Source organism: Kitasatospora sp. NPDC057542 (genome assembly GCF_042801945.1).
Taxonomy (GTDB): Bacteria; Actinomycetota; Actinomycetes; order Streptomycetales; family Streptomycetaceae; genus Kitasatospora.
Genome location: NZ_JBHVFE010000178.1, coordinates 1 through 8423, shown reverse-complemented (window position 1 = coordinate 8423; position 8423 = coordinate 1). Strand labels below are relative to the sequence as shown.

Annotated in this window: 4 protein-coding genes and 1 pseudogene; 2 read left to right on the top strand and 3 right to left on the bottom strand. The window is 73.4% G+C overall.

The annotated features are described in order from the left end of the window. The 3 genes and pseudogenes from ACFU7Y_RS22365 to ACFU7Y_RS22355 all read right to left on the bottom strand — a co-directional run. A pseudogene (locus tag ACFU7Y_RS22365) lies at positions 1-1842 on the bottom strand (hypothetical protein); the annotation flags it as partial. Positions 1843-2129: 287 nt separating this feature from the next. After that, positions 2130-3728 carry a lipase maturation factor family protein gene (locus ACFU7Y_RS22360; protein ID WP_380769436.1) on the bottom strand — a complete coding sequence of 533 codons (1599 nt, stop codon included), beginning with the start codon at positions 3726-3728 and terminating at the stop codon, positions 2130-2132. A gap of 221 nt (positions 3729-3949) precedes the next feature. Continuing rightward, positions 3950-5023: a GAF domain-containing protein gene (locus ACFU7Y_RS22355; protein WP_224283347.1), complete on the bottom strand. Its 1074-nt coding sequence runs from the start codon at positions 5021-5023 to the stop codon at positions 3950-3952. Between the two features lie 414 nt (positions 5024-5437). Here ACFU7Y_RS22355 and ACFU7Y_RS22350 point away from each other — a divergent pair, with 414 nt between their 5' ends. Both ACFU7Y_RS22350 and ACFU7Y_RS22345 read left to right on the top strand, forming a co-directional pair. Further along, positions 5438-6715 carry an acyl-CoA dehydrogenase family protein gene (locus tag ACFU7Y_RS22350; protein WP_374120069.1) on the top strand — a complete coding sequence of 426 codons (1278 nt, stop codon included), beginning with the start codon at positions 5438-5440 and terminating at the stop codon, positions 6713-6715. A 452-nt stretch (positions 6716-7167) separates the two neighbouring features. Next, a partial coding sequence (locus ACFU7Y_RS22345) for a sensor histidine kinase (protein ID WP_380769431.1) occupies positions 7168-8423 on the top strand: 1256 nt, incomplete at its 3' end.

The window sequence follows — 8423 nt, the reverse complement described above, 5'->3', positions numbered from 1 at the left end:
CACGACGGCCTCAGGCTCGACCTCAGCCACCGGCTCGGCCTCGACCTCGACAGCAAGCTCAGCAACCTCGGCCGCAGGCTCGTCGGCCTCGACCACCGGCTCCGTCACCTCGACGGCAACAGCCTCGGACTCGGCGACGGGCTCCTCGCCGGCGACCTCCTCCGCGACGGTCTCGGGCTCGACCTCGGCAGCGACCTCGACCACCTCGGCCTCAGCCACCTCCGCCTCGACGGCAGGCTCGTCAACCTCAGCCGCAGGCTCCTCGACAGCGGGCTCCGCCACGACGGCCTCAGGCTCGACCTCAGCCACCGGCTCGGCCTCGACCTCGACAGCAAGCTCAGCAACCTCGGCCGCAGGCTCGTCGGCCTCGACCATCGGCTCCACGACCGCGACCGGGGCGGCCTCCGGCTCCATCGCCGCCGTCTCGTCCGCAGTCTCCGCCTCCGCCTCGGCCTCGGCCAGAGCGGCGGTCGCAGCGGCCACCAGGTCGTCGGCAGCCGGGGAGGGCGCCGGGAGGGAGACCGCAGCAGCCGGGGTCTCTCCCTCGGCCTGCGCCACCGCCGGCTCGCCGTCAGCGGCACCCGCGTCCGACACCGCCCCGGTCTCAGCCTTGGTCTCGACCTCTGCCTCGGCGGCCGCAGCAGCCTCGTCGGTCTCCTCCGCCGGAGCCGTCACCGGGACCAGGGCCTCCTCGACAAGCCCGTCGCGCTGCCCACCGGCCAGCGCCTGCAGGGCAGCCGCCTCGGCGTCAGCCCGGTCGGCCGACTCCTCGGCACCGGCCTCATCGCCTGCCTCACCATCGGGCTCGACGGCGGTCCCTGCCACGGCCTCGGCCGCCACCTCGGCATCCGGTTCCTCGGCCGCCGTCTGCTCGACGGCGGCGGCCTGCTCCGCCAGCCCGTCCCGCTGCCCGGCCACCAGCGCCTGGCGGGCCGTGTAGGCGGCCTCGGCGGCGCGGCGGTCGGCCTTGGCGACGGCGAGTTCGGCGAGCAGGTCGGCGAGGCCGGCCTCCTCCAGCCCGACGCGCAGGCCGCGGATGGTGGGCAGGCGGTAGAGGGTGCCCTCGTCGGCGGCGAGCCGCTCGACCAGGTCGATCAGCTCGGCGAAGGGCAGCCCGTCCAGGTCGTGGTCGGGCAGCAGCCGGGCGAGGCCGCGCAGGCCGGTGTTGATCGCCTCGAAGGCCTGGGCGGTGCGGTCGACCAGGGCGCCGTCGGCGGGCACCCGCGGGAGGGTGCCGACCGGGGCCAGTGCGGCCCAGGCGCGGCGCTCGACCTCGGCGGAGGCAAGGGCCTCGTGCAGGTCCTCCCGGCGGATGCGGCGATCGGTGGCGAGCGCAACGGCCTGCTTGCGCAGCGAGCGGCCGCGCAGCCAGGAGAGCTTGACGCCGTTCTCGCGGCGCCAGGCGCTGTCGGCGGTGGCGGCGGTGAGGGCGCCGAGGTCGGCGTCGTACGCGGCGGGGAAGAGGGTCGCGGAGGTGCGGTGCACCCGCTGGAGCATCTCGACCAACAGCGCGGTCTTGGCGACGGTGTCGGGCTCGTCCAGCTTGACTTCGGCGGCGAGGGTGGTGACGGCCTCCCAGGTCTGCTGGAGGTCGCTGCCACGCAGTTCGGCGAGGGCCGTGGAGGCGGCGCGGGCGTCCTCGGGAGTGGCGACGGTGTCGACGGCCGCGTACCAGGCGTGGGTCTCGGCGGTGAGCGTGAAGGCCCCGAGCTCGGCGTAGCGGCCGAGGTCCTCGCGGAGGTTGGGCTCCGCGGCGGCGTCCTGGGGGTCCTTGACGTCTGCGGCGTCGGCGACGTCCGCCGGGTCGGCTGCGTCGGCGTTGCGCGAGTGAAGCACTGTCATGTGAGGTCCGGTTCTGGGCGACGGCGGCGGGGCTGGCGGCGAGGGGGCGGCGGACCGGTTGCGCGCGGTCGCCCCTGGGCGGGGCCGGGGGGCGCGCGGTCGGGCTGCCGGTTGTGGAGGCCCAGAATACGGGTGCCCGTTCGAGCCTTGCACGCACCCACCGCTCCGACGGGCAGGTGTCGTGTGCCATACCGCCCGCCTGGCCGCCACCCGGGGGGTCCGGCCGGGTGGTCCGGCGTCGGTCCGGACGGGTGTCTCCGCTGCTCACCGCTCCTCCCGGCGGCCCCTCACCGCGGCTCCTCGCGCTGCTCTCCGGCGGACGGACCGGACCGACGGTCGGGCCTGGGGCCGGTCCGACGGCCGGTCCGACGGCTGCGCCGGCGGAACCACTCCAGCGGCACCTCCCGGACACCGCGTCCCTGCGCCGGCCCCCGTCGGCCGAGCGGCGGCCGGAAGCCTGCCCGGCCGAGGGCATGCAGATCAACCGGCGCGAGGTACTCGCTGAGCGCGATGCGGTGCCACCACGCGCCGGTTTCCCGCAGTTCGCGCCAATCGGTGAACCGGTAGAGGTAGAGGGTCGCCCGGACGTGGGTCGGCGGGGCCTCCGGGAAGGGGTTGTGGCGCAGCAGGCGCAGGGTGTCGCGGTCGCCGGACAGCAGTCGGGCGACGAAGGGCAGGAACCACGGGCGGGCGTAGGCGGGCGAGATGCCGGCGAACCACATCAGCCAGTCGAGCCGCAGGTGGTAGGGCGCGAACTGGCGCGGGAGGCGGCGCACGTCACCGGGCTTGCCCTTGAATCCGTACTCGCGCCAGACGGTGTGCGGGGTGAGCACCGTCTCGTCGGTGCCCTCGACCACCACCTCCTGGCGGAGCCGGTTGATGCTGCCGAAGGCGCCGTAGGTGTTGACGAGGTGCAGCCGGTTGAAGGAGCGGTTCATGGCCTGGCCGCGGGAGATCATGTTGCGCACCGGCCAGTAGCTGAGCACCATGACGGCGGCGGTCAGCGCGATCACCAGCGCCTCGTACCAAACCGGGGTGCCGGGGTGGTCGCGGGCGTGGACGGGCAGGCCGAGGCGGGCCGGCTCCACGGCGGCGAGGACGAGGACGATGGTCAGCCAGTTGAGCCAGGCGAAGTTGCCGGAGGCGACCAGCCAGAGCTGGGTGACGAGGACGGCGCAGGCCGCGTAGCTCGCGACCGGCTGCGGCAGCAGCAGACCGACTGGTACGACGAGTTGGACGAAATGATTTGCGGCGGCCTCCACCCGGTGCAGCGGATCGGGCAGGTGGTGGAAGAACCAGCTGAGCGGTCCGGGCATCGGCTGGGTCTCGTGGTGGTACCGGAGGCAGGTCAGGTCGCGCCAGCAGCTGTCTCCGCGCAGCTTGATCAGCCCGGCGCCGAACTCGACCCGGAAGACCAGCCAGCGCATCAGCCACAGCACCGGGGCGGGCGGGGCGGTGTCGGCGTTGCCCAGGAACGCGGCGAGGAAGCCCGCTTCGAGCAGCAGGGACTCCCACCCGAAGGAGTACCAGGTCTGCCCGACGTTGACGATGGAGAGGTAGAGGACCCAGAGCACCGCCCACAGCGGGATCGACGCCCAGAGCGGAACGGCGTCGCCGAGCCCGGCCGCGACGGCGGCGGCGAGGGCGGCACCGCTCCAGGCGACGGCGGCGAAGAACCGGTCGCTGTAGTGGAGGTGGAACAGGCCGGGCGCCCGGCGGAACGGGACCCTGGCGGTGAACCGGGGCACCGGAAGCATGCCCTCGGCGCCGATCAGGGCGCGGAACTGCGCGGCGGCGGCCAGGAATCCGATCAGGTAGAGGGCTGCGAGCAGGCGTTGGACGAGCAGCCGGCTCAGCCAGTAGTCGGGGGCGGCGAACCAGTCCATGCGGCCCATGCCTACCACCCACCGGCCCCGGCGCGGGCCCGGCCGGGGCGGCGGAGCGGGAACGGTTCACCCGCTCGGCCCGGGCGGCGGCCCCGGGAGGACACCGGAACGGAACCGCCGGACCCCGGCGAACTCACGCTCCCGGACGGCACCGTGGCAGGGTCTCCACGGGGGTGAGAGGCGCCCCGCCACGGTGGTGGCCGGTCCGCGCCGGCCGGCGTTCAGCCGGGCAGGACGGAACCGGCCCCGCCGGGGATCGCCGAACGGCCGGGCACGGAAGCGCCGCTCTGCTGGAGCCGGTCGACGAGCAGGGCGGCCAGCGTGCCGAGCTCCTCCTCGGTGCGGGACTGGGCGGTGATGTCCATGCCGACGGTGAGGACGCCGTTGATCCGGCCGGTGAGCGCGGCCCGCAACGGGGTGCAGGTGAAGCTGAAGACCTGCCGGCCGCGCTGGGCGTCCGGACGGGCGGACTGGATCCGGACGTTGTCGAGGACGGAGGTGCGACCGGTGTGGTACGCCTCGGCGACGGCCTGTTCGAGGCCCGCAGCACCCAGCTGCGGGTACGCGGCGCCGATCGTGCCGTACGCCGAGGGCGCACCGAAGGTGTCGGCGTGCCGGGCGTTGGCGTACCGGATCTCCTGGCCCGGTCCCTCGGTCAGCATGATGGGGAACGGCGAGCCGTCGAAGGCGGCGAACATCTCCTGGCGCTGGGTGAGCAGGCTGTCGCGCAGCCGGATCTCGGAGAGCAGCGCCTCGGCGAGGTGCTGGATGTCGCGCAGCCGCTCGCGCCCCCACTGCCGGGGTTCCCGGTCGAGCACGCAGACGGTGCCGATGACGGTGTTGGTGTCGTCGACGAGCGGGGCGCCGAGGTAGGCGCGGACGCCGAGTTCGTCCACCACCGGGTTCCCGGCGAACCGGGGGTAGGCGAGGATGTCGTCGAGGGCGAGCGGGGAACGCTGGGCGACCACGTGCGGGCAGAAGCCGTGACTCAGCGGCATCTCGCGGGTGGGGAGGTCGAAGGCGATGCCGCGGTCCGCCCAGGACGATCCGTCCTCGGCCGTGGTGTCGGCCGAACTTGGCGGAATGTAGAGCCCGCGGAACATCTGGCGCTCGTCGTTGATGAAGTTGACCATCGCGATGGGAGCGCGCGTGATACTGGCTGCCAGGTGGGCGAAGCGGTCGAAGGCCTCGTCCGCGGACGGGTCGTTGAGCCCAAGGCCGCGCAGCCTGCGGGTTCGCGCGGACTCCCCGGAGGCACCCGGGAACTGGCCTTGAGTGCTCATCACATCAGTCATGGCGGACATGTAACCAGACATCAGAACGACCGAGCGGTTCCGATCGGCCGATCCTCGACCATGCCGACGACCAGTCAAAACCACATGTGGACGAGCGATCGACTGACCGTCACGGAAGCGAAGATCGATTCCCTTCTCGGGCCGGAACGAAACCCCTCTCGGTGAGGACGGGCCGAATCACGCCAATCCAAGATCGACTCTGGGATGCCCCGGCACCCCATACAACAATGAGCCCTGCCGAAGACACGGACGGTGCCCGCCACCGGGACACCGCCCGGTGACGCATGCGCCGATCGCACCGGGGCGACCGGCCGACACTCCCGCACACCCACCGCCCCCCGTGGGGGGGTTGCCGGAGCGGCATCGACGGCACGGACGGAGGCACGGCACCGCACGCATCGAGAGGACCGGAGCATGGCGATGGACTACTTCACCGACGACCGTCACGAGGGCCTTCGCGCCGCGGTCCGTGACTTCGCGGAGAAGGAGGTGCGTCCGCGGGTGGCCAGGATGGAGGCCGAGCGGAAGATCGAGTTCGAGCTGGCCCGGGAGATCGCCCGCCGGGGCTGGATCGGCGTGACGATCCCGCAGGAGTTCGGCGGCCTCGGCCTGGGCCACGTCGCCAAGACCGTGGTCATCGAGGAGCTGGCCCGGGTCAGCGGGGCCGCGGGCTCGATCGCGCAGGCCTCCCAACTGGGCGTGGCCAAGGTCCTCCACTACGGCTCCCAGGCCCAACGCCGCAAGTGGCTGCCGAGGTTCGCCTCCGGGGAGTGCCTGCCGACCATCGCCGTCACCGAGCCGGAGTCCGGCGGGCACGTGCTCGGGATGACCGGCACCGCGGCCCGCGACGGCGACGAGTACGTCCTCAACGGGCGCAAGTGGTTCGTCGGCAACTCCCACATCGGAGACGTGCACGGCGTGGTCCTGCGCACCGGCCAGGGCACTCGGGGCCTGTCCGCCTTCCTGGTCGAGAGCGACCGTCCCGGGTTCCGCACCGGCTCCCCCGGGTCGCAGAGCGGGCTGCACGGCTTCAGCTTCGGCGAGATCCTCCTGGAGGACTGCCGCATTCCGGCCGGCAACCGGCTCGGCCGGGAGGGGCAGGGGCTGGACGTCGCCTACTCCTCCTCCACCCTCTACGGCCGGATCAACCTCGCCGCCGTCGCGCTCGGCATCCACACCGCGATCGTCGAGGACACCGTCCGGTTCGCCGAGGGGCGCGTCCTGTACGGCCAGCCTCTCAACCAACTGCCCAACATCATGCTGAAATTGGGCGAGATGCAGTCACGGCTGATGACCGCCAGGCTCGCCGCCTACCACGCCTCCCACCTGCTCGACCACGGCCGCGCCTGCGACGCCGAGCTGATGAACGCCAAACTCATCAACACCGAGTACGCGCTGGACTCCGCGCGCAACGCGATGGAGATCCACGCCGCCCGGGGCCTCCAGCCCGAGTTCGGCATCGAGCGCTACCTGCGGGACGCCACCCACGTCTACCCGCCGGCCGGCACCTCGGACGTCCAGCGACTGCGACTCGGGCAGGTCGCCTCGGGCACGTACGGCAAGCAGTGGTCCGCGGAGCTGTCCGACGTGACCAGCTGGGCCTGGAGCGAACTCACCGCCCAGCGGGAGGCCCCGGTGGAGAAACCACCGGGGCTGGGCGGACGGGTGCTGCCGATGCCGCTGGCGGGCTGAGGCCCGGAGGCAGGGTGGCGGCAGGGCGGCGGCCGGAAGCCGGAGAGGATGTGGCGGACGTCCGCCACAGCGGCACTTGACCTGTGCCTGACGGATTCCCCGGGGTCCGCCCCCGGCCTCCCGGGGCCGCCGGCCCGATCCGGCCGACGCCCACGACCTGCTACGTTGTGCCGGCGAACCATCCGGACCGAAGTCCACCCGAACGCCACCATCCCTGCGTGAACGGCCAGTTGATGTTGCGTCGGCGGCGTCCCGGGCTGATAGCGTTCCGTGCCGTCGGCGGCCGTGCTGCACCCCGCCGGGCCAGTGACAGCACGTCACCGGCTCCGGCAACCCCCGGCCTCGACGCCCTGAAGCCCGGCCGCGCCGTACGGGGTCGACCCGCCGCTCGGACCCACCGGTCCGAACCCGGCGTCCCGGTCCCGCGACTCGGCCCTGCAGCAAGGAATCAGATGCCAGGCATATCGGCCCACCGCACGAGCCACCGCGCCGGCCGGTCCGGCTCCCTCCGCAGCCCGCTCCTCGGCCTCGTGCTGGTCCCCAGCCTGGGTCTCGCCGCCGCCTGGGGCTACGCCGCCTACCTGCTGCGCGGCTCCGGGGAGCGCACCGCGCTGCTGGCCGGCAGTGCGGTCGTCGCCCTGGTGGTGCTGATCAGCCTGTTCCGCGGCGTCCGGGCCGCCTGGACACTGTCCGCGCGGCTGTCCGAACTGCGGGCCGACACCATCGCGCTCGCCGAGCAGGAGATCCCCGAGGTCGTCGACCGGTTGCGCGCCGGGGAGCAGGTGCCCGCCCCGGCCCTCTGGGCGCCGTCCCGGCGGACCGGCGACGACGTCCAGCAGGCCTCGGACGGCCTCGCCGCCGTCCGCCGGGCCGCCGTCGCCGCCATCGTCCACCAGGCCCAGGGCCGCGAGGGGACGAAGAAGGTCTTCCTCAACATCGCCCGGCGCACCCAGATCCTGATCCACCGGCAGATCAGCATGCTGGACGCGCTGGAGCGCGAACACGAGGACCCTGAGCTGCTGCGCGAACTGTTCGCGGTCGACCACCTGGCCACCCGGATGCGGCGCAACGCCGAGAACCTGGTCATCCTGGGCGGCGCCCTGCCCGCCCGGCGCTGGCGCAACGCCGTGCCCGTGGTCAACGTGCTGCGCAGCGCCGTCTCGGAGACCGAGAGCTACTCCCGGGTCGTCGTCCAGGGCATACCGCGTGTCTCACTCGACGGGCAGGCCGTCGCCGACGTCATCCACCTGGTCGCCGAGCTGGTCGAGAACGGCACCACCTTCTCCCCGCCGTACACCCAGGTGCAGGTCTCCGCGCAGGAGGTCCCCGAGGGCCTGTCGGTCGAGGTCGAGGACCGCGGGCTCGGCATGACCGAGGAGGAGTACGAGCGGCTCAACGCGTACCTGGCCAACCCCCCCGAGCTGGACGTCTCCGCACTCGGCGACGACCTGCGGCTCGGCCTGTTCGTCGTCGCGCGCCTGGCCGCCCGGCACGACGTCCAGGTCTCCCTGCGGCCCTCCCCGTACGGCGGCACCCGGGCCGTGGTGCTGGTGCCCTCGGCCCTGCTGGAGCAGGCCGGGCAGTCGGCCACGGTGCCCGGCCTGCCGTCGGGCGCCCGGATCACCCGGGCCCCGGCGTCCGACCCGCAGCCAGGGGCGGGGGCGAGGGCCGGTTCGGGTCCGGGTTCCGGTTCCGCGCTCGGTTCCGC